General features: G+C 54.9%; 14 protein-coding genes. 10 read left to right on the forward strand and 4 right to left on the reverse strand.

The features are described 5' to 3' along the window. Window positions 1–78: 78 nt before the first annotated feature. Window positions 79–1,047 carry a thioredoxin-disulfide reductase gene (trxB, locus tag AC0TNG_RS22135; RefSeq protein WP_473713104.1) on the reverse strand — a complete coding sequence of 323 codons (969 nt, stop codon included), beginning with the start codon at window positions 1,045–1,047 and terminating at the stop codon, window positions 79–81. A 545-nt stretch (window positions 1,048–1,592) separates the two neighbouring features. On the opposite strand from trxB, the gene lrp reads away from it, so the two are divergent. From lrp to AC0TNG_RS22185, 10 genes are all read left to right on the forward strand, one after another. After that, the gene (lrp, locus tag AC0TNG_RS22140; RefSeq protein WP_000228469.1) at window positions 1,593–2,087 is read left to right on the forward strand and encodes a leucine-responsive transcriptional regulator Lrp; all 495 of its coding nucleotides are present in this window, start codon (window positions 1,593–1,595) and stop codon (window positions 2,085–2,087) included. A gap of 135 nt (window positions 2,088–2,222) precedes the next feature. Further along, window positions 2,223–5,885: a DNA translocase FtsK 4TM domain-containing protein gene (locus AC0TNG_RS22145; RefSeq protein WP_024907807.1), complete on the forward strand. Its 3,663-nt coding sequence runs from the start codon at window positions 2,223–2,225 to the stop codon at window positions 5,883–5,885. Between the two features lie 128 nt (window positions 5,886–6,013). Beyond that, a complete protein-coding gene (gene lolA, locus AC0TNG_RS22150; protein WP_032639238.1) occupies window positions 6,014–6,628 on the forward strand; it encodes an outer membrane lipoprotein periplasmic chaperone LolA in 615 nt (204 codons plus the stop codon). A 9-nt stretch (window positions 6,629–6,637) separates the two neighbouring features. Beyond that, window positions 6,638–7,981, forward strand: coding sequence for a replication-associated recombination protein RarA (gene rarA / locus AC0TNG_RS22155; protein ID WP_024907805.1), 1,344 nt, complete (start codon window positions 6,638–6,640; stop codon window positions 7,979–7,981). Between the two features lie 92 nt (window positions 7,982–8,073). Continuing rightward, window positions 8,074–9,366, forward strand: coding sequence for a serine--tRNA ligase (serS, locus tag AC0TNG_RS22160; RefSeq protein ID WP_008499983.1), 1,293 nt, complete (start codon window positions 8,074–8,076; stop codon window positions 9,364–9,366). A 210-nt stretch (window positions 9,367–9,576) separates the two neighbouring features. Continuing rightward, entirely contained in the window at window positions 9,577–12,021 is a 2,445-nt protein-coding gene (gene dmsA, locus AC0TNG_RS22165) for a dimethylsulfoxide reductase subunit A (RefSeq protein WP_420277987.1), read from the forward strand. Window positions 12,022–12,031: 10 nt separating this feature from the next. Beyond that, the gene (locus AC0TNG_RS22170; RefSeq protein ID WP_021240882.1) at window positions 12,032–12,649 is read left to right on the forward strand and encodes a DMSO/selenate family reductase complex B subunit; all 618 of its coding nucleotides are present in this window, start codon (window positions 12,032–12,034) and stop codon (window positions 12,647–12,649) included. Window position 12,650: 1 nt separating this feature from the next. Next, window positions 12,651–13,514, forward strand: coding sequence for a dimethyl sulfoxide reductase anchor subunit family protein (locus tag AC0TNG_RS22175; protein ID WP_473713105.1), 864 nt, complete (start codon window positions 12,651–12,653; stop codon window positions 13,512–13,514). 275 nt (window positions 13,515–13,789) lie between these two features. After that, window positions 13,790–14,938: an MFS transporter gene (locus AC0TNG_RS22180; protein WP_023335120.1), complete on the forward strand. Its 1,149-nt coding sequence runs from the start codon at window positions 13,790–13,792 to the stop codon at window positions 14,936–14,938. Between the two features lie 123 nt (window positions 14,939–15,061). After that, window positions 15,062–15,583: an anti-virulence regulator CigR family protein gene (locus tag AC0TNG_RS22185; RefSeq protein ID WP_090417534.1), complete on the forward strand. Its 522-nt coding sequence runs from the start codon at window positions 15,062–15,064 to the stop codon at window positions 15,581–15,583. Between the two features lie 35 nt (window positions 15,584–15,618). Here AC0TNG_RS22185 and pflA read toward each other — a convergent pair whose 3' ends face one another. From pflA to focA, 3 genes are all read right to left on the reverse strand, one after another. Further along, window positions 15,619–16,359 carry a pyruvate formate lyase 1-activating protein gene (gene pflA, locus AC0TNG_RS22190; protein ID WP_024907799.1) on the reverse strand — a complete coding sequence of 247 codons (741 nt, stop codon included), beginning with the start codon at window positions 16,357–16,359 and terminating at the stop codon, window positions 15,619–15,621. A 203-nt stretch (window positions 16,360–16,562) separates the two neighbouring features. Further along, on the reverse strand, window positions 16,563–18,845 hold the full coding sequence (gene pflB, locus AC0TNG_RS22195; RefSeq protein WP_024907798.1) for a formate C-acetyltransferase: 2,283 nt from the start codon (window positions 18,843–18,845) through the stop codon (window positions 16,563–16,565). Window positions 18,846–18,896: 51 nt separating this feature from the next. Beyond that, the gene (gene focA, locus AC0TNG_RS22200) at window positions 18,897–19,754 is read right to left on the reverse strand and encodes a formate transporter FocA (RefSeq protein ID WP_008499974.1); all 858 of its coding nucleotides are present in this window, start codon (window positions 19,752–19,754) and stop codon (window positions 18,897–18,899) included. Between the last annotated feature and the right edge of the window lie 230 nt (window positions 19,755–19,984).

Genomic DNA, 19,984 nt, shown 5'->3' on the forward strand with positions numbered 1-19,984 from the left:
AGCGCAATGTTACAACGGGGAGACAATAAAGGCGACTTATCGCCGCCTTTATTTACGTTTGTTACTGACTTGTAAAGATTATTTACCTTGTTCAGCCAGTCCATCGAGGTAGCGTTCAGCGTCCAGCGCGGCCATACAGCCGGTGCCCGCAGAGGTGATCGCCTGACGGTAAATATGGTCCATCACGTCGCCGGCCGCGAACACGCCCGGGATGCTGGTCTGGGTCGCGTTACCGTGAATGCCGGACTGCACTTTGATGTAGCCATTTTCCAGCTCCAGTTGACCGTCGAAGATCGCGGTGTTCGGGCTGTGACCGATCGCCACAAACAGACCCGCCACTTCCAGCGTTTCGACGTTATCGGTGTTCTGGGTATCACGGATACGCAGACCGGCAACGCCCATCTGGTCGCCCGTCACCTCTTCCAGGGTACGGTTGGTGTGCAGCACGATGTTGCCGCTTGCCACTTTATCCATCAGGCGATTGATCAGGATCTTCTCCGCGCGGAAGGTGTCGCGACGGTGGATCAGGTGCACCTCAGAGGCAATGTTCGCCAGGTAAAGCGCTTCTTCCACGGCGGTGTTGCCGCCGCCGATGACCGCGACTTTCTGATTGCGGTAGAAGAAACCGTCGCAGGTTGCGCAGGCAGAAACGCCGCGGCCTTTGAACGCTTCTTCGGATGGCAGACCGAGGTAACGGGCAGAGGCACCGGTGGCGATGATCAGCGCATCACAGGTGTATTCGCCGCTGTCGCCCGTCAGGCGGAACGGACGGTTCTGCAGATCGACCTTATTGATGTGATCGAACAAAATTTCGGTTTCGAATTTAGCAGCATGCTCGTGCATACGCTCCATCAGCAGCGGCCCGGTCAGGTCGTTCGGGTCCCCTGGCCAGTTTTCCACTTCGGTGGTGGTGGTCAGCTGACCGCCTTTTTCCATGCCGGTGATGAGTACCGGGTGCAGGTTAGCGCGTGCAGCATAGACCGCCGCGGTATATCCCGCAGGTCCAGAACCAAGGATTAGCAGCTTACTGTGTTTGGCCGTGCCCATGAGATCCCCATTGTTGTTGGCAGACATTTGGCTGGATTGTAGGGAATTTGTTGTCGTAAAAAAAGAGCGCAGCAATTTTGATATCAATCTGTGTAATAGCCACGGACGATGAATAGCGCGCGATAACATCACGCTTTCTCCTGAAAACCGGTCGTTTGTAAGGCAATAAAATGAGGATTAATACCCTGCCGCAATGAATATCCGGCATGTTGTACTAAAAAACGATGTTTTGCTTTGACAATCCCCTGCGCTTTTGCGAAAACATTCAAGGAAGAAGAAAAAACCGTGTTAACCGTATGCCGCATAGGCATGCACGTAAATGCCATTTTTACCGGGTCAGTGAAATCTACGCATGGCGTGGACAGACGCCATACGTGATGTCGGTGACTGCCTTCGGGCAACGGTCTTCTTACCAACAGAACCCGAATCCGCATCGCGTCTAATACATAATCAGGCGATGTGATGACTAACGGGTACAGGCTCTGAACAGTGATGTGCACAGGGTCCAGGCAGGAGTAGGGAAGGAATACAGAGAGACAATAATAATGGTAGATAGCAAGAAGCGCCCTGGCAAAGATCTCGACCGTATCGATCGTAACATTCTTAATGAATTGCAAAAGGATGGGCGTATTTCCAACGTCGAGCTTTCAAAACGTGTGGGACTTTCCCCGACGCCGTGCCTTGAGCGTGTGCGCCGACTGGAAAGACAGGGTTTCATTCAGGGCTATACTGCTCTGCTGAACCCGCATTATCTGGATGCCTCACTTCTGGTATTTGTTGAGATTACTCTGAATCGTGGTGCGCCGGATGTGTTTGAGCAATTTAACGCCGCTGTACAGAAACTTGAAGAAATTCAAGAGTGTCACCTGGTATCCGGTGATTTCGACTACCTGTTGAAAACCCGTGTGCCTGATATGTCCGCCTACCGTAAGCTGCTGGGTGAAACCCTGCTGCGTCTGCCAGGCGTGAACGACACCCGTACCTATGTGGTGATGGAAGAGGTCAAACAGAGCAATCGTCTGGTTATTAAGACGCGCTAACACGGAACAGGTGCAAAATCAGCGTAGTTTGATTACACTCCTGTTAATCCATACAGCAACAGTGCCGGGGAGTCCCGGCACTGTTGTCCGTTTTAGCAAACAGGCAGGATATGCCTGATACCTGGAGAGCCTTTCTTGAGCCAGGAATACACTGAAGACAAAGAAGTCACACTATCGAAGCTAAGCAGCGGACGTCGTCTCCTCGAGGCTTTGCTGATTGTTATTGCCCTTTTTGCCGTCTGGCTGATGGCAGCCTTACTCAGTTTCAACCCCTCGGATCCCAGCTGGTCACAAACTGCATGGCATGAGCCTATCCATAATTTAGGCGGTGTCCCCGGTGCCTGGCTTGCGGACACGCTGTTTTTCATTTTCGGTGTGATGGCCTATACCCTTCCCGTCATTATCATTGGCGGATGCTGGTTTGCGTGGCGTCATCGTCAGAACGATGATTACATCGACTATTTCGCCGTGTCGCTGCGCCTGATTGGCGCGCTGGCGCTGATCCTCACCTCGTGCGGGCTGGCAGCGATTAATGCGGATGATATCTGGTACTTCGCCTCTGGCGGGGTGATCGGCAGTTTGTTGAGCTCTGCGCTACAGCCGATGCTGCACAGCAGCGGCGGCACGCTCGCATTGCTCTGCATCTGGGCGGCCGGGCTGACATTGTTTACCGGCTGGTCCTGGGTGAGCATTGCCGAGAAAATCGGCAGTTTTATCCTCACTATTCTGACCTTCGCCAGCAACCGTACCCGTCGTGACGATACGTGGGTTGATGAAGACGAGTACGAAGAGGAAGAGGAAGATGACGCGCCTGTGCAGCGTCGCGAGTCTCGTCGTGCGCGTATCCTGCGCGGCGCGCTGGCGCGTCGTCAGCGTGTTGCTGAGAAATTTGCCAACCCGCTTGGCCGTAAAACCGATGCGGCGCTCTTCTCCGGTAAACGCATGGATGAAGACGAGCAGGTGGCGTATCGCGCGGCGGGTGTCGCCGTCGATCCTGACGATGTGCTCTTCTCCGGCAGCCGGGCCATGCCGGGTGACTTCGACGAATACGATCCGCTGTTAAATGGCCACTCGGTTACCGAGCCGGTTGCGGCAGCAGCAGCCGCGACGACCGCTGCGCAGGCGTATGCCGCGCCGGTCGACGCTGTGATGCCATCCGCGCCGGTTTCGCCGCCGGAATCCGTTATTCAGCAGCCGCAGGTTGACTGGCAGACTGCGCCCGGTGTTCACACGCCGGAGCCCGTTATCGCACCTGAACCTGAAAGCTACGTCCCTGTGCAGCAGGAGCAGTGGCAGCAGCCTTATCAGCCGCCGCAGCCTGCGTATGAACCGCAAGATTACCCGCACTATGAACAGCCGGTGGCCCAACCTTATCAGGAGTATGTGCCTGAACCGGTTGAACCTGTGCAGCCTTATGTTGAGCCGCAGCCTGAACCTGAAATCGTGGAAGAGGTGAAGCCCGCCCGTCCACCGCTGTACTATTTCGAAGAAGTCGAAGAGCGACGTGCGCGTGAACGCGAGCAGCTGGCTGCCTGGTACCAGCCGGTGCCTGAACCGGTGCAGGAGCCGGTGACGAAAGCGCCTTCTGTTTCCGTTCCACCGATCGACCCGACGCCTGCAGTCGCACCGGTAGCGGAAAGCGTGAAGCAGGCTACCGCGGCGGCTGCCGCAGCTGCACCTGTATTTAGTCTGGCAACAGGGGGCGCGCCACGCCCTCAGGTGAAGGAGGGGATTGGTCCGCAACTGCCTCGCCCTAACCGCGTTCGCGTTCCAACCCGCCGAGAGCTTGCCTCCTACGGTATCAAGCTGCCTTCCCAGCGTATGGCTGAAGAGAAAGCGCGCGAGTCTGACTACGAAGATGACGCCGATGAAATGCAGCAGGACGAGCTGGCGCGCCAGTTCGCTGCGCAGCAGAATCAGCGCTACGGTGAAGAATACCAGCACGATGAACCGGTGCTGGAAGATGAAGAGGACGCGGCAGAAGCAGAACTGGCGCGCCAGTTTGCCGCCACCCAGCAGCAGCGCTATTCCGGTGAGCAACCGGCGGGTGCAAACCCGTTCTCGCTGTCTGATTTTGAATTCTCGCCGATGAAGGATCTGGTGGATGATGGCCCGAGCGAGCCTTTATTTACCCCGAGCGTGATGCCGGAAGCAGCGCCTCTGCGCCAGCAGCCAGCACCACAGACATACTCGCAGCCTCAACAACCTGTTCAGCAGCCGTATGCTCAACCGCAGCAGGCACCACAGCCGCCGCAGGAGAGCCTGATTCACCCGCTGCTGATGCGTAACGGTGACAGTCGTCCGCTGCAGCGTCCAAGCACGCCGCTGCCGTCTCTGGATCTGTTAACGCCGCCGCCGTCAGAAGTGGAACCGGTCGATACCTTCGCGCTCGAACAAATGGCGCGTCTGGTCGAAGCCCGTCTGGCTGACTTCCGCATCAAGGCGGACGTGGTGAACTACTCGCCGGGTCCTGTTATCACCCGTTTTGAACTGAATCTGGCGCCTGGCGTTAAGGCCGCGCGCATTTCCAACCTGTCCCGCGACCTGGCGCGTTCTCTGTCGACCGTGGCGGTACGTGTGGTGGAAGTAATTCCGGGTAAACCTTACGTTGGCCTTGAGCTGCCGAACAAGAAACGTCAGACCGTCTACCTGCGTGAAGTGCTGGATAACACCAAATTCCGCGATAACCCATCTCCGCTGACCGTGGTGCTGGGTAAAGATATCGCGGGCGATCCGGTGGTGGCGGATCTCGCGAAAATGCCTCACCTGCTGGTCGCGGGTACTACCGGTTCCGGTAAGTCTGTCGGTGTGAACGCCATGATCCTCAGCATGCTGTATAAAGCGCAGCCGGAAGATGTGCGTTTCATCATGATCGACCCGAAAATGCTCGAACTGTCGGTCTACGAAGGCATCCCGCATCTGCTGACCGAAGTTGTGACCGACATGAAGGACGCCGCCAACGCCCTGCGCTGGAGCGTCAATGAGATGGAACGCCGCTACAAGCTGATGTCTGCGCTGGGCGTGCGTAACCTGGCCGGTTATAACGAGAAAATCGCCCAGGCGGTGCGCATGGGACGTCCGATTCCGGATCCTTACTGGAAACCGGGTGACAGCATGGATGCCCAGCATCCGGTGCTGGAAAAACTGCCTTATATCGTCGTGCTGGTCGATGAATTCGCTGACCTGATGATGACCGTCGGTAAGAAAGTGGAAGAGTTGATTGCCCGTCTGGCGCAGAAAGCGCGTGCGGCCGGTATTCACCTTGTGCTGGCGACCCAGCGTCCTTCCGTTGACGTTATTACCGGCCTTATCAAAGCGAACATTCCGACGCGTATCGCCTTTACCGTATCAAGTAAAATTGACTCCCGTACCATTCTTGACCAGGGCGGCGCAGAGTCGCTGCTGGGTATGGGTGACATGCTCTATTCCGGCCCGAACTCCACCTCTCCGGTGCGTGTCCACGGTGCGTTCGTCCGCGATGAGGAAGTTCACGCCGTCGTGCAGGACTGGAAAGCGCGCGGTCGTCCACAATATGTTGACGGCATTACCAGCGATACGGAAAGCGAAGGCGGTGGCGGTGGCTTCGACGGAGGCGAAGAGCTGGATCCGTTATTCGATCAGGCGGTTAGCTTCGTTACCGAAAAACGCAAAGCGTCCATCTCTGGGGTGCAGCGTCAGTTCCGCATCGGCTATAACCGCGCGGCGCGTATCATCGAGCAGATGGAAGCACAGGGCATTGTGAGCGAGCAGGGGCATAACGGTAACCGCGAGGTGCTGGCACCGCCGCCGTTTGATTAACCTTCAGCGATTGCAAAGAAGGGTAAATCAGCCAAAATTAAGCATTTTCTTCTGTCGCCTGCCTTCGGGCAGGTCCAGAATAGAAGACGGAAACCCCATATCGGGAAGACGTATTTTAAGGAATAACAATGAAAAAAATCGCCATCGCCTGTGCATTACTCACCAGTTTTGTCGCCAGCAGCGTCTGGGCTGATGCAGCCAGCGACCTTAAAAGCCGACTGGATAAAGTAAGCAGCTTCCACGCCAGCTTCACGCAAAAAGTGACTGACGGCAGCGGCAACGCGGTGCAGGAAGGCCAGGGAGATTTGTGGGTAAAACGCCCGAATCTGTTCAACTGGCACATGACCCAGCCGGATGAGAGCATCCTGGTGTCTGACGGCAAAACCTTATGGTTCTTCAACCCGTTCGTTGAGCAGGCTACGGCGACCTGGCTGAAGGATGCCACCAGTAATACGCCGTTTATGCTGATTGCCCGTAACCAGGCCAGCGACTGGCAGCAGTACAATATTAAACAAACGGGTGACGAGTTTGTCCTGACGCCGAAAGGTAGCAACGGCAACCTGAAGCAGTTCACCATTAACGTAAGCACCAACGGTACCATTAATCAGTTCGGCGCGGTTGAGCAGGACGATCAGCGCAGCAGCTACCAGCTTAAATCTCAGCAGAACGGCGCCGTTGATGCATCGAAATTCACCTTTACCCCGCCGCAGGGCGTAACGGTGGACGACCAACGCAATAAGTAAGAGGCGTGAGTGGGCAATCTGTCGCTCGATTTTTCAGATAACGCGTTTCAACCTCTGGCCGCTCGCATGCGGCCAGAAAATTTAGCGCAGTACATCGGCCAGCAGCACCTGCTGGCTGCCGGTAAGCCATTGCCGCGCGCTATTGAGGCCGGGCATCTTCACTCCATGATCCTCTGGGGCCCCCCTGGTACCGGCAAGACCACGCTTGCAGAAGTGATCGCCCGCTATGCCAACGCGGACGTCGAACGTATCTCGGCGGTCACCTCCGGCGTGAAAGAGATCCGCGAAGCGATCGAGCGTGCGCGGCAGAACCGCAATGCCGGGCGGCGCACCATCCTCTTCGTGGATGAAGTCCACCGCTTCAACAAGAGCCAGCAGGATGCCTTCCTGCCGCATATTGAAGACGGCACGATCTTCTTCATCGGCGCGACCACCGAAAACCCGTCGTTTGAGCTGAACTCGGCGCTGCTTTCCCGCGCGCGCGTTTACCTGCTCAAATCGCTGACGACAGAGGATATCGAAAAGGTTCTTACTCAGGCGATGGACGACAAAGCGCGGGGCTACGGCGGGCAGGATATCGTTCTGCCTGACGACACGCGTCGTGCGATTGCCGAGCTGGTCAACGGCGATGCGCGTCGGGCGCTGAATACGCTGGAAATGATGGCCGATATGGCCGAAGTCGACGATGCCGGAAAGCGGGTGCTGAAGCAGGAGCTGCTCACCGAAATTGCCGGGGAGCGCAGCGCGCGTTTCGATAACAAAGGCGACCGTTTTTACGACCTGATCTCGGCGCTGCATAAGTCCGTGCGCGGCAGCGCGCCGGATGCGGCGCTTTACTGGTACGCGCGCATTATCACTGCGGGCGGCGATCCGTTATACGTCGCGCGTCGCTGCCTGGCGATTGCGTCAGAAGATGTCGGCAATGCCGATCCTCGCGCCATGCAGGTCGCGCTTTCGGCCTGGGACTGCTTCACCCGCGTTGGACCCGCGGAAGGCGAACGTGCCATAGCGCAGGCGATTGTCTATCTGGCCTGCGCGCCGAAAAGCAATGCGGTTTATACCGCCTTCAAAGCGGCGATGTCCGACGCGCGCGAAAGGCCGGACTACGATGTGCCGGTTCATCTGCGTAACGCGCCGACCAGGCTGATGAAAGAGATGGGTTACGGGCAGGAGTATCGCTACGCTCACGACGAACCCAATGCCTACGCTGCCGGGGAGGAATATTTCCCGCAGGAGATGGCACAAACGCGCTATTATCACCCCACAAACAGAGGTCTTGAGGGCAAGATTGGTGAAAAGCTCACCTGGCTCGCCGGACAGGATCAAAATAGCCCTATAAAACGCTACCGTTAGTTCAATCGTTGCGGTAATGTTGGCAATGTATCCTTGTGGCCGCAGGCTGTGGTCACATTTTCCTATTTTAATTCGATAAGCACAGGATAAGCATGCTCGATCCCAATCTGCTGCGTAATGAGCCAGACGCAGTCGCTGAAAAACTGGCACGCCGGGGCTTTAAGCTGGATGTAGATAAGCTGCGCGCTCTTGAAGAGCGTCGTAAAGTTCTGCAGGTACAAACTGAAAATCTGCAGGCAGAGCGTAACTCTCGATCGAAATCCATCGGCCAGGCGAAAGCGCGCGGGGAAGATATTGAGCCATTACGCCTGGAAGTGAACAAACTGGGTGAAGAACTGGATCAGGCGAAAGCTGAGCTGGACGTTCTTCAGGCCGAAATTCGTGATATTGCCCTGGCTATCCCGAATATTCCTGACGACAGCGTGCCTGTCGGCAAAGATGAAAACGACAACGTTGAAGTGAAACGCTGGGGCACGCCTCGTGAGTTTGACTTCGAGGTGCGCGATCACGTGACGCTGGGCGAAATGCACGCGGGCCTGGACTTTGCGGCAGCGGTTAAGCTGACCGGCTCTCGCTTCGTGGTGATGAAAGGCCAGATTGCCCATCTGCACCGTGCGCTGGCGCAGTTCATGCTGGATCTGCACACCGAGCAGCACGGTTACAGCGAAACCTACGTACCGTATCTGGTTAACCACGATACGCTTTACGGTACGGGCCAGCTGCCGAAATTTGCCGGCGATCTGTTCCATACCCGTCCGCTGGACGAAGAAGCAGACAGCAGCAACTACGCGCTGATCCCAACCGCTGAAGTGCCGCTGACTAACCTCGTGCGTGATGAGATCATTGACGAAGACGACCTGCCAATCAAACTGACGGCGCACTCTCCGTGCTTCCGTTCTGAAGCCGGTTCTTACGGTCGCGACACGCGCGGTCTGATCCGTATGCACCAGTTCGACAAGGTTGAGATGGTGCAGATCGTTCGTCCTGAAGAATCCATGGACGCGCTGGAAGAGATGACCGGCCACGCTGAGAAAGTGCTGGAGCTGCTGGGTCTGCCGTACCGTCGTATGGCGCTGTGTACCGGTGATATGGGCTTTGGCGCCTGCAAGACCTTCGATCTGGAAGTGTGGGTGCCTGCGCAGAACACCTACCGTGAAATCTCCTCCTGCTCTAACGTCTGGGATTTCCAGGCGCGCCGCATGCAGGCTCGCTGCCGCAGCAAATCTGACAAGAAAACCCGTCTGGTGCATACCCTGAACGGTTCTGGTCTGGCTGTAGGCCGTACGCTGGTTGCCGTGCTGGAAAACTACCAGCAGGCAGACGGTCGTATTGAGATCCCTGAAGTGCTGCGTCCATACATGAAAGGCCAGCAGTACATCGGCTAATATTTGTCTTAAAACAAAAAAGCGCCTCAGGGCGCTTTTTTTATGCCTTTGATTTGATACGAAGCAATAACCTCTCCCTCTAAAGTAGTAATACTCCTCCGAATGAAAGTCAGCACAAAAAGCTGATAACGAAGATATTCGTTATATATAAAACTACATAGCGGTATGCGCCGCCTCTCTTTTCTTTGTGAGCAACCAAAGTGAGTCTCTATGAAAATCAACGCGCCTGAAGCATTAATGGCTGCAGAGGTCACTCGCCGTGGGTTGATGAAAACCACGGCCATAGGTGGCCTGGCCGTAGCCAGCAGTGCCTTCACGCTCCCCTTTACCCGACTGGCGTCGGCGGCAGAGGCTCTGTCTCCGGCCACTTCGCCGGAAAAAGTGGTGTGGAGTGCCTGTACCGTCAACTGCGGTAGCCGTTGTCCGCTACGTATGCATGTGGTGGATGGTGAAATTAAATATGTCGAAACCGACAATACCGGGGACGATAACTACGAAGGGTTACATCAGGTCCGTGCCTGCCTGCGTGGTCGCTCCATGCGTCGTCGTGTCTATAATCCGGACCGCCTGAAATACCCGATGAAGCGCGTCGGTAAGCGCGGGGAAGGGAAGTTCGAGCGAATTAGCTGGGATGAAGCCTACGACATCATCGCCACCAATATGCAGCGCCTTATCAAAGAGTACGGTAACGAATCTATCTACCTTAACTACGGTACCGGGACGCTTGGCGGCACGCTGACCCGCTCCTGGCCACCGGGAAAAACGCTGGTGGCGCGCCTGATGAACTGCTGCGGCGGTTATCTCAATCACTATGGCGACTACTCCTCGGCGCAGATCGCGGCAGGGCTGAACTACACCTACGGCGGCTGGGCTGACGGCAACAGCCCGTCCGATATCGAAAACAGTAAGCTGGTCGTCCTGTTCGGTAACAACCCGGGTGAAACCCGCATGAGCGGCGGCGGGGTGACCTACTACCTCGAACAGGCCCGCGCTAAATCCAATGCCCGCATGATCATCATCGATCCGCGCTATACCGACACCGGTGCCGGACGCGAAGATGAGTGGATCCCCATTCGTCCGGGTACCGATGCGGCGCTGGTCTCCGCCCTGGCGTGGGTGATGATCACAGAGAACCTTGTCGATCAGCCTTTCCTGGATAAATACTGCGTTGGCTATGACGAGAAAACTCTGCCAGCCAGTGCGCCGGCAAACGGTCACTACAAGGCGTATATCCTCGGTCAGGGCAGCGATGGTGTAGCAAAAACGCCGGAATGGGCGTCCACCATCACCGGCATCCCGCCAGAGCGTATCGTTCAGCTGGCGCGTGAGATTGGCTCAGCCAAACCGGCCTACATCAGCCAGGGCTGGGGGCCGCAGCGTCATGCGAACGGTGAAATCGCGACCCGAGCCATCTCCATGCTCTCCATTCTGACCGGCAACGTCGGCATTCACGGCGGTAACACCGGCGCGCGTGAAGGCTCATATGAAGTGCCGTTCGAACGTATGCCGACGCTGGATAACCCGGTTCAGACCAGCATCTCCATGTTTATGTGGACCGATGCGATCGAACGGGGTCCGGAAATGACCGCCCTGCGCGACGGCGTACGCGGCAAAGACAAGCTGGACGTGCCGATCAAGATGATCTGGAACTATGCCGGTAACTGTCTCATTAACCAGCATTCAGAAATCAACCGCACCCATGAAATCCTGCAGGATGACAAGAAGTGCGAGATGATTGTAGTGATCGACTGCCACATGACCTCCTCGGCGAAATATGCCGATATCCTGCTACCGGACTGCACCGCCTCTGAGCAGATGGATTTCGCGCTGGACGCCTCCTGCGGCAACATGTCCTACGTGATCTTTACTGACCAGGCTATTAAACCGCGCTTCGAGTGCAAAACCATCTATGAGATGACCTCTGAGCTGGCGAAACGTCTTGGCGTTGAGCAGCAGTTTACCGAGGGACGTACTCAGGAAGGGTGGATGCGCCATCTGCATGAACTCTCCCGCAAGGCGATCCCGGACCTCCCTGACTTTGATACCTTCCGCAAGCAGGGGATGTACAAACAGCGCGATCCGGAAGGGCACCACGTGGCGTACAAAGCGTTCCGTGAAGATCCACAGGCGAACCCGCTGACCACGCCGTCGGGCAAAATCGAAATCTACTCCGAAGAGCTGGCAAAAATCGCGTCGACCTGGGAGCTGCCGGAAGGGGACGTTATCGATCCGCTGCCGATCTACACGCCAGGTTTCGAAAACTACAACGATCCTCTGACGGCGAAATTCCCGCTGCAGCTGACCGGTTTCCACTACAAAGCGCGCGTGCACTCCACCTACGGCAACGTCGACGTGCTGAAAGCCGCCTGCCGTCAGGAGATGTGGATCAACCCGATGGATGCTAAAGCACGCGGCATCAGCAATGGCGATCGCGTACGCATCTTCAACGGTCGCGGCGAGGTGCACATTGAGGCCAAAGTGACGCCGCGCATGATGCCAGGCGTGGTGGCGCTAGGGGAAGGGGCCTGGTACAGCCCTGATGCCAACCGCATCGACCAGGCGGGCAGTATTAACGTGCTGACCACGCAGCGTCCGTCGCCGCTGGCGAAGGGCAACCCATCCCACACAAACCTTGTCCAGGTTGAAAAGGTTTAAGGAGTAGCCGATGACAACCCAGTATGGATTTTTTATTGATTCCAGCCGTTGCACCGGGTGCAAAACCTGCGAGCTGGCCTGTAAAGATTACAAAGACCTGACCCCGGACGTCAGTTTCCGCCGCATCTACGAATACGCCGGAGGTGACTGGCAGGAAGATAACGGCGTCTGGCATCAGAACGTCTTTGCGTACTACCTGTCGATTGCCTGTAACCACTGTGAAGATCCGGCATGTACCAAGGTCTGCCCGAGCGGAGCGATGCATAAGCGTGAAGACGGTTTTGTGGTGGTGGATGAAGATGTCTGTATCGGCTGCCGCTACTGCCATATGGCCTGTCCGTACGGTGCGCCACAGTACAATGCCGCTAAAGGCCATATGACCAAATGCGACGGCTGCCACACCCGCGTGGCGGATGGCAAAAAGCCGATTTGCGTCGAGTCCTGTCCGCTGCGCGCGCTGGACTTTGGTCCCATTGAAGAGCTGCGTCAAAAACATGGTCAGCTTGCCGCCGTGGCGCCGCTGCCGTCTGCGCACTTCACGAAGCCAAGTATTGTGATTAAACCTAACGCCAACAGCCGTCCTACAGGTGACACCACCGGCTACCTGGCAAATCCGAAGGAGGTGTGAGATGGGAAGTGGATGGCATGAATGGCCGCTGATGATCTTCACGGTCTTTGGTCAGTGCGTGGCGGGCGGTTTCATTGTGCTCGCGCTGGCGTTGTTAAAAGGGAACCTCAATGCTGAACAGCAGCAGCGTCTGGTGTTGAGCATGTTTGGCCTGTGGGTGCTGATGGGACTTGGCTTTATTGCCTCAACGCTGCACCTGGGCTCGCCGATGCGCGCGTTTAACTCCCTGAACCGCGTGGGGGCCTCATCACTGAGTAACGAGATTGCCAGTGGCGCAATTTTCTTTGCCGTCGGTGGTCTGGGCTGGCTGCTGGCCGTGCTTAAGAAATTACCTGCGGGTCTGCGCAGCCTGTGGCTGATCGTGACCATGGTGCTGGGCGTGGTGTTCGTGTGGATGATGGTGCGTGTTTATAACACTATCGATACCGTTCCCACCTGGTACAACGTCTGGACGCCGATGAGCTTCTTCCTGACGATGTTTATCGGCGGGCCGCTGCTGGGCTACCTGCTGCTGCGCGTGGCGGGCGTAGACGGGTGGGCAATGCGTTTGCTGCCCGCTGTTTCGCTGCTGGCGCTGGTAGTGAGTGCGATGGTCGCCCTGATGCAGGGTTCTGAACTGGCAACCATTCACAGCTCTATCCAGCAGGCCTCTGCCCTGGTCCCGGACTACGGTTCTCTGATGGCCTGGCGTATCGTTCTGCTGGTCGCCGCGCTGGTATTCTGGATTGCCCCTCAGCTCAAAGGCTATCAGCCTGCGCTGCCGCTGCTGTCACTGGCTTTTGTGCTGGTACTGGTGGGTGAACTGATTGGTCGCGGCGTGTTCTATGGATTGCATATGACCGTTGGTATGGCTGTCGCCAGCTAACGTTGCATTTGGTTATATCAAGCCGGGCCAGAGTGCCCGGCTTTTTCTTTTTTCGATCATGAAATTTTTCGACTGTCGTGTTGTTTTAATTTTGCCCATTAATAAATGAAAACAGAGACATAATTAATATCTATAGCAGGCGTGGCATTAGCAGGATAAGTTTTTTAAATCGACAGGGAACATATTGTGCGAGGCGGCTAAATCAGTGGATTGACTTTGTTTTTGCCAGTGGCATGATGCGCACGAAATCTGAACTTCCTCACGGTTTTTAATCCATGACCACCTATACCCGGCCAGTGCTGCTGTTGCTCTGTGGCCTGCTTCTGTTGACCCTGGCGATCGCAGTGTTAAATACGCTCGTCCCGCTTTGGCTCGCCCATGAAAACTTACCGACCTGGCAGGTGGGTATGGTCAGCTCGTCCTTTTTTACCGGGAACCTGCTTGGTACGCTGGTGACCGGGAGCCTGATTAAGCGCTTTGGCTTTAACCGCAGCTATTATCTGGCCTCGCTGATTTTCGCCGCCGGGTGTGCCGGGCTGGGCCTGATGGTCGGCTTCTGGAGCTGGATGGCATGGCGCTTTATCGCTGGCGTAGGCTGCGCGATGATTTGGGTGGTGGTTGAAAGTGCGCTGATGTGCAGCGGCACCTCCCGCAACCGCGGACGCCTGCTGGCGGCCTATATGATGGTTTACTACGTCGGCACCGTGCTGGGACAACTGATGGTCAGCAAGCTGCCAACCGACCTGATGAGCGTTCTGCCGTGGGTAACGGGCATGGTGCTGGCCGCGATCCTGCCGCTGCTCTTCACGCGCATTGTGAACCAGAACAGCGAGCATCAGGAAGCGACACACGTCTGGCCAATGCTCAGACTCCGTCAGGCGCGTCTGGGCGTTAACGGCTGCATTATCTCGGGGATTGTACTGGGCTCGCTCTATGGCCTGATGCCGCTCTATCTGAATCATCAGGGCGTCAGCGATTCCGGAATTGGCTTCTGGATGGCGGTCATGGTAAGCGCGGGTATTGTCGGGCAGTGGCCGATTGGCCGTCTGGCGGATCGTTTCGGTCGTCTGCTGGTGCTGCGCGTTCAGGTCTTCGTGGTTATCATGGGATGCCTTGCCATGCTCAGCAACGCCGCGATGGCGCCTGCGCTGTTTATTCTCGGGGCCGCCGGCTTTACGCTCTATCCGGTTGCGATGGCCTGGGCCTGTGAGAAAGTAGAACATCACCAGCTGGTGGCAATGAACCAGGCGCTGTTACTGAGCTATACCATCGGCAGTTTATTAGGGCCGACGTTTACCGCGATGCTGATGCAGAATTACTCTGATAATTTATTGTTTATCATGATCGCCAGCGTATCGTTTATTTATCTCTTAATGCTGCTGCGCAAAGTGGGCGAACACCCAACGCCTGTGGCTCATGCCTGATGAATTAAAAGCCTGTCGATGACAGGCTTTTTTGTCCCTGTCACAACTCAGAGTTTTACTTATTGTTTGTTTATTGCGCCAGACGATAATTCATGTGAGTCCTACCACTATAAGGCATCAATCATGTCTACTCGTCGTTTTTCCACTACCGCACTTGCCGTAGTGTTGTCTTTAACGTTTGCAACGGCTCCGGTCATGGCTAATCCTGGAAACGGGAATGGCAATGGTCACGGAAACGGTGGCGGACAGGGTAACAGCGGCAGTCATGGTAACGGGAATTCTGGTAACCATGGCAATAAGCAAAATAACGGTCAGGATAATCCTGGAAAATCGGATAAGAGCGTTAAAAGCAGTAAAGATGTCGGTAGCGATGTCGACGCTCGCGTGAGTTTCGATCATGCCCGCCATCTGGCCGTGAATTACGGCTTAACGGGCTATAAGTCACTGCCTCCGGGGATCGCAAAAAACCTGGCGCGCGGTAAACCACTGCCTCCAGGTATTGCGAAGAAGGCCGTGCCAGCCTCAATGCTGGGTCAGCTTCCTTCCTATCCAGGCTATGAGTGGCGGGTAGTGGGTGACGACCTGGTCTTAATTGCGCTGAGTACAGCTATTGTGACGTCCGTTATTAACGGCGTCTTTAAATAGAATATAAAAAGGCCCGGTTCTCACCGGGCCTTTCTTTAATACATTACCTTGTGGCCGTACTGTTCAAGAATACCTTTGACGCGTTCCATCGTCTCTTTCTTCGGCGGCTTCACGCCATCGAGTTTGTACTCTTCACCCATTGCCACCCACTTATGTTTACCCAGCTCGTGATAGGGCAGAAGCTCGATTTTCTCGACGTTGCCCATATCGCGAGTAAATTCCCCGAGGCGGTGCGCGGAGTCGTCGTCGTCTGACCAGCCAGGCACCACCACGTAGCGGATCCAGGTTTTAATGCCTTTATCGGCAATGTATTTGGCAAATTCCAGCGTGCGGTGGTTTGAAACACCAACGAGGTTCTGGTGGATCTCATCGTTCATCTGTTTGAGATCGAGCATCACCAGATCGGTCACTTCGAGCAACTCGTCGATAACCGGATCGTAGCGACGTACAAAGCCGTTGGTATCGAGACAGGTATGAATGCCTTCTTTGCGGCAGGCGCGGAACCAGTCGCGGACAAATTCAGCCTGCAGAATGGCTTCACCGCCGGATGCGGTGACGCCGCCGCCGGAGGCGTTCATAAAGTGGCGATAGGTCACCACCTCTTTCATCAGATCGTCGACGGTGACTTCTTTACCGCCGTGCGTGTCCCAGGTGTCGCGGTTATGGCAGTACAGGCAGCGCATCAGGCAGCCCTGGAAAAAAGTGATAAAGCGGATACCCGGGCCATCGACGGTGCCACAGGATTCAAAGGAGTGAATACGACCAATAGTTGACATTGCGGTGATATCTCCATCATCGGCCCGTCCCGGGCCTGTGTATGCACAGCTCAAAGCCGGCTGTGTTAAGTCTGTTTTGGCTGTTATCCATTCAGTATAGATAGCGGACAAAAGAGACTGAGGTGGAGAGGGTGCTAAAAAGGCCCCACTGACGTGGAGCCTTTATTGTACGCTTGTTAACGCGTGATTTCAGTCAATTCCACTTACATGGACTGAGTGAAAGTACGGGTGATAACGTCCTGCTGCTGTTCTTTAGTCAGGGAGTTAAAACGTACTGCGTAGCCAGATACGCGGATGGTCAACTGAGGATATTTCTCAGGGTGTTCCATCGCGTCGAGCAGCATTTCACGGTTCATAACGTTCACGTTCAGGTGCTGACCACCTTCGATGGACGCTTCGTGGTGGAAGTAACCATCCATCAGACCCGCGAGGTTAGTTTTACGCACTTCGTCGTCTTTACCCAGTGCGTTTGGCACGATAGAGAAGGTGTAAGAGATACCATCTTTCGCGTAAGCAAACGGCAGTTTAGCAACGGAGGTCAGAGAGGCAACCGCACCTTTCTGGTCACGACCGTGCATTGGGTTAGCACCTGGGCCGAATGGCGCGCCAGCACGACGACCGTCTGGGGTGTTACCGGTTTTCTTACCATACACAACGTTAGAGGTGATGGTCAGAACAGACTGAGTCGGGATAGCGTTACGGTAGGTAGTCAGTTTCTGAATTTTCTTCATGAAACGTTCTACCAGGTCAACCGCCATGTCATCAACGCGAGAGTCGTTGTTACCAAACTGCGGATATTCACCCTCGATTTCGAAGTCTACAGCCAGGCCGTCTTCGTCACGAATTGGTTTAACTTTCGCATATTTGATTGCAGACAGGGAGTCAGCAGCAACGGACAGACCAGCGATACCACACGCCATGGTGCGGATAACGTCACGGTCGTGCAGCGCCATCAGAGAGGCTTCGTAGCTGTACTTGTCGTGCATGTAGTGGATAACGTTCAGCGCAGTGACGTACTGTTTAGCCAGCCAGTCCATGAAGTGATCCATGCGGTCCATGACTTCATCGAAGTTCAGAACGTCGCCTTTGATCGGCTCAGACTTAGGACCAACCTGCATTTTCAGTTTTTCATCAACGCCGCCGTTGATTGCGTACAGCATGGTTTTCGCCAGGTTTGCACGCGCACCGAAGAACTGCATTTGTTTACCAACAACCATTGGGCTTACGCAGCAAGCGATAGCGTAATCGTCGTTGTTGAAGTCCGGACGCATCAGGTCATCGTTCTCGTACTGCAGAGAAGAGGTGTCGATGGACACTTTAGCGGCGAATTTCTTGAAGTTCAGAGGCAGTTTTTCAGACCACAGAACGGTGATGTTTGGCTCCGGAGAAGGACCCATGGTGTACAGGGTGTTCAGGAAGCGGAAGCTGTTTTTGGTTACCAGAGTACGGCCGTCAACGCCCATACCACCGATGGATTCTGTTGCCCAGATTGGGTCACCGGAGAACAGCTCATCGTATTCTGGAGTACGCAGGAAGCGAACCATACGCAGTTTCATGACCAGGTGGTCAATCATTTCCTGAGCGTCTTGCTCGGTGATTTTGCCTGCTTTGATATCACGTTCGATGTACGCATCCAGGAAGGTGGATACGCGACCGAAGGACATTGCTGCACCGTTCTGAGACTTAACTGCGGCCAGGTAGCCGAAGTAGGTCCACTGGATAGCTTCCTGAGCGTTGGTAGCAGGACCAGAGATATCGCAGCCATATTTAGCCGCCATCTCTTTGATCTGACCCAGCGCGCGGTGCTGTTCAGCGATTTCTTCACGCAGACGGATAGTCGCTTCCAGGTTTACGCCGTTTTCCAGATCGGACTGCAGAGACACGAACTGAGCGTATTTGTCTTTCATCAGGAAGTCGATACCGTACAGCGCAACGCGACGGTAGTCACCGATGATACGGCCACGGCCATACGCATCTGGCAGACCAGTCAGAACGCCAGATTTACGGCAGTTCAGAATGTCTTTGGTGTAAACATCGAATACACCCTGGTTGTGGGTTTTGCGGTATTCGGTGAAGATTTTTTTCAGCATTGGGTCCAGCTCGCGGTTATACGCTTTGCAGGAACCTTCAACCATTTTAATACCACCGAACGGGATGATTGCGCGTTTCAGTGGTGCTTCAGTCTGCAGACCAACGATTTTCTCAAGGGCTTTGTTGATATAGCCAGCATCGTGAGAAGTGATGGTGGAAGCAACGGAGGTGTCAAAATCAACTGGCGCGTGAGTGCGGTTTTCCAGTTTAACGCCTTCCATTACGCTGTCCCACAGCTTGGTGGTCGCGTCAGTTGCGCCAGCCAGGAAGGATTCGTCACCTTCATACGGGGTATAGTTTTTCTGAATGAAGTCACGTACGTTTACTTCATTCTGCCAGTCACCTTTCGCAAAACCTTCCCAGGCTGTGGCTAACTTTTCATTAAGCTCGGACATGTAACACCTACCTTCTTAAGTGGATTTTTTATTTACTGCCTGAGAAAACCATCAATGATGATCGTCGCCACGCAGGTAAATGACCCAGTATGTCAACCCAACTAACAGACCCCCACCGATAATGTTCCCGATAGTGACAGGGATCAGGTTATCAGTAATGAAATTCATAATAGTCAGGTGAGAGAAACTTTCCGGGGATGAACCAACTGCGGTCCAGAACTCCGGGCTCGCAAAGTCGCGGATAACAATGCCCATTGGGATCATGAACATATTCGCGATACTGTGCTCAAAGCCGCTGGCAACGAACATCGCAACCGGCAGAACCATAATTAAGGCTTTGTCCATCAGGCTACGACCCGAGTAGCTCATCCATACAGCCAGGCAGACCATCAGGTTAGCGAGGATGCCGAGAGCAACGGCTTCGATAAATGTGTGGTGCATTTTGTGGTCGGCGGTTTGCAGGACGTTAAGGCCCCAGCCACCGTTGGCGGTCATGTACTCGCCAGAAAGCCACATCAACAAAACAAAGAGCAGACAGCCAACCAGGTTACCCACGTAGACGTTAAGCCAGTTACGTGCCAGCTGACCCCAGGTAATTCTTCCGCTGGCCTTGGCCACGACAATCAGCACCGTTGAGGTGAAGAGGTCGGCGCCGCAGATGACGCAGAGAATCAGACCCAGAGAGAAGCAAATGCCGCCAATCAGTTTGGCCATGCCGAAAGGCATTCCGGCTGTACCGGTGGTGGCGGTGATGTAGAAGACGAAAGCGATAGAGATGAACACACCAGCCGTGATCGCCAGATAGAACGTCTTCATCGGGTGTTTCGTTGCTTTATAGACACCCGCTTCTTCGGCAACTTTAGCCATTGCAGCGGGGAGTAAAAGATCAAAAGGGTTGTCAGCTTTCACACTAACTCTCTCTTTATTAAGTCGGCGACGAGATACTAACAAAGCATTATAGAAGAGAAATTGATATAGATCATATCTCGCCTGGCTTATAGGCCCGCAGTGTGTATGGTTTTACGACAAATGCGGAGTAAGTATTTGATTATCCGTATAAAAATAAATTTTAAAAGTTATGAAAAGAGTTGAATTTTTTCGTTCAGCCACCTCTGAAGCAGTTAATTAATATGGAGTAT

The organism is Enterobacter sp. PL_is514 (genome assembly GCF_055816715.1).

What these genes read in the sequence shown, in the direction of transcription:
- pflB (WP_024907798.1), bottom strand. Translation starts at nt 18,845, where the DNA reads ATGTCCGAGCTTAATGAAAAGTTAGCCACAGCCTGGGAAGGTTTTGCG.
- serS (WP_008499983.1), top strand. Translation starts at nt 8,074, where the DNA reads ATGCTCGATCCCAATCTGCTGCGTAATGAGCCAGACGCAGTCGCTGAA.
- trxB (WP_473713104.1), bottom strand. Translation starts at nt 1,047, where the DNA reads ATGGGCACGGCCAAACACAGTAAGCTGCTAATCCTTGGTTCTGGACCT.
- lolA (WP_032639238.1), top strand. Translation starts at nt 6,014, where the DNA reads ATGAAAAAAATCGCCATCGCCTGTGCATTACTCACCAGTTTTGTCGCC.
- AC0TNG_RS22180 (WP_023335120.1), top strand. Translation starts at nt 13,790, where the DNA reads ATGACCACCTATACCCGGCCAGTGCTGCTGTTGCTCTGTGGCCTGCTT.
- dmsA (WP_420277987.1), top strand. Translation starts at nt 9,577, where the DNA reads ATGAAAATCAACGCGCCTGAAGCATTAATGGCTGCAGAGGTCACTCGC.
- lrp (WP_000228469.1), top strand. Translation starts at nt 1,593, where the DNA reads ATGGTAGATAGCAAGAAGCGCCCTGGCAAAGATCTCGACCGTATCGAT.
- pflA (WP_024907799.1), bottom strand. Translation starts at nt 16,359, where the DNA reads ATGTCAACTATTGGTCGTATTCACTCCTTTGAATCCTGTGGCACCGTC.
- AC0TNG_RS22185 (WP_090417534.1), top strand. Translation starts at nt 15,062, where the DNA reads ATGTCTACTCGTCGTTTTTCCACTACCGCACTTGCCGTAGTGTTGTCT.
- AC0TNG_RS22175 (WP_473713105.1), top strand. Translation starts at nt 12,651, where the DNA reads ATGGGAAGTGGATGGCATGAATGGCCGCTGATGATCTTCACGGTCTTT.
- AC0TNG_RS22170 (WP_021240882.1), top strand. Translation starts at nt 12,032, where the DNA reads ATGACAACCCAGTATGGATTTTTTATTGATTCCAGCCGTTGCACCGGG.